Below are 1,862 nucleotides of genomic sequence, written 5' to 3' on the forward strand. Positions count from 1 at the left end.
ACGTCACCGCTGGATCAGAGGCTCGCGTGGACCAGGGCCCGCGCGGGGCTCGCCCGGGTCAGGCCCGCTTCACCGGTACTCGTCCTCGTCGACGTCCACGACGATCTGCTGTTCCGCGGCGTCGTACTCGTCGACCTCCAGCGACGACGGCCACGACGCCGTGAGCGGCAGCGGATCGCGTGTCAGGACCTCGCGCGCCTGCTCCGCAGCGTCCGCGTCGGACACGTCGGGACGGTCGAGAACGTCATGCACGTCGAGCGGAAGATCCGTCGGTGAGGTCATGGCTTTCTCCTGTCAGCGCCTACGGACTGTGATCCTCTGTACTCTTGCGTTGGCCCTACCGCCGTTTTGGAACCTTCCACCTGGGCGCCGGGCGTACCTGCCGAAGTGGGAAAAGATTGCCGTGTTCTTCGACTCGGTCCGGCACGTCGCCCACCATGAATACCAGCTCATCCGGCCGTGGGCAGGCAACGGCCCGGCCACGGAGCAACCAGGATGGAAACGGTCGGTACAGTAGTGCGCACGGAGAGTGTGCAGAGTGTGGAATTGTGTCGCGATCGTCGTGCGGTGGTTCCCGGGGTCGGGCACTGTCGCTCGTGGCGTACGTCCGTCCGCGATTCGTTCGCCTTTTGTGTCCACATGGCTTCCTTACCCCTCGACGTTGGGAGACCATTGTGGAAGGAGTGTGTTCGCCGGCTGCGGAGCGCGGCCCGCTGGGCCGTGTCCGCCAGTGCGGACGCCTGATCCGGCGCTGTCGTGATCCGGCGCTGTCACCGCCGCGGTATGCCGGTCGGGACAACCCATGAACACGCTCACACTCACAGTAAGGGGCGGGCATGCGGTCGATCTGGAAAGGCGCGATCTCCTTCGGTCTCGTCCGGATTCCGGTCCGGCTCTACCCGGCCACCGAGGACCGGGACGTCTCCTTCCACCAGGTCAGGCGCTGGGACGGGTCCCGCATCCGCTACAAGCGGGTCGCGGCGGCGGACGGCGCCGAAGTGCCCTACTCGGAGATCGCCAAAGGCTACGAGCTGCCCTCCGGGGAGACCGTCGTGCTCACCGACGACGACTTCGCGCACCTGCCGCTGCCCACCTCCCGCACGATCGACGTGCTGGAGTTCGTCCCGCTGGCACAGGTCGACCCGATCTACTTCGCCAGGAGCTACTACGTCGAGCCCGACCGCGGCGGGGTCAGGTCGTACGTGCTCCTGCGCGACGCGCTCGGCGGCTCCGGCCGGGTTGCGCTCGTCAAGATCGCCCTGCGGCAGCGGGAGCAGCTCGCGACCCTGCGGATACGCGGCGACGTGCTCGTCCTGTCGACGATGCTCTGGCCGGACGAGGTGCGCCGGCCGGACTTCCCGTTCCTGGACGAGGAGGTGCGTGTCGGCCCGCAGGAACTGGTCATGGCGCAGACGCTGATCGAGTCGTTGTCCGACGACTTCGACCCGACCCCCTACACCGACGGTTACCGGCAGGCCCTGCAGGCCGTCATCGACGCGAAGGTGTCGGGCAGCGACGTGGTGACCCCGCCGGTCGAGAACGAGACGGCCACCTCCGCGGACGACCTGGTGGCCGTCCTCGCCGCCAGCGTGGCGCGGGCCCACCGCGACCGGCCGCCCGCCGGCGCCGGCCGGGGTACCGGCCGCCCGGCCAGGTCCGCCGCCGGCCCGGCCACCCCCACCACGGACAGAGGCGCCACGGACGGGGCCGGCCCGGACGGTGCGGGGGCGGCCGGTGTCGCCGCCGGCAATGGCAATGGCAATGGCAATGGCCGGCAGGACGCGCGGAACGGGAAGAGAGCAGGCGGGCCCAGAGCCGGGGCCGCGGGCCGCAGGTAACGTCACCGCGGACCGGACCGGACC

At 69.9% G+C, this 1,862-nt stretch carries 2 protein-coding genes; one reads left to right on the plus strand and one right to left on the minus strand.

The annotated features are described in order from the left end of the window. Window positions 1-69: 69 nt before the first annotated feature. Window positions 70-282, minus strand: a complete 213-nt coding sequence (locus tag AC5LUJ_RS18985) for a hypothetical protein (protein WP_250286906.1) — start codon at window positions 280-282, stop codon at window positions 70-72. A gap of 554 nt (window positions 283-836) precedes the next feature. On the opposite strand from AC5LUJ_RS18985, the gene ku reads away from it, so the two are divergent. Further along, window positions 837-1,838, plus strand: a complete 1,002-nt coding sequence (gene ku / locus AC5LUJ_RS18990) for a non-homologous end joining protein Ku (RefSeq protein ID WP_493465401.1) — start codon at window positions 837-839, stop codon at window positions 1,836-1,838. Window positions 1,839-1,862 lie beyond the last annotated feature (24 nt).

This window comes from Protofrankia sp. CiP1_Cm_nod3 (assembly GCF_982290655.1).

Bases quoted from the DNA above. Each gene is read 5' to 3' on its own strand.
- ku (WP_493465401.1), top strand. From the start codon at position 837: ATGCGGTCGATCTGGAAAGGCGCGATCTCCTTCGGTCTCGTCCGGATT.
- AC5LUJ_RS18985 (WP_250286906.1), bottom strand. From the start codon at position 282: ATGACCTCACCGACGGATCTTCCGCTCGACGTGCATGACGTTCTCGAC.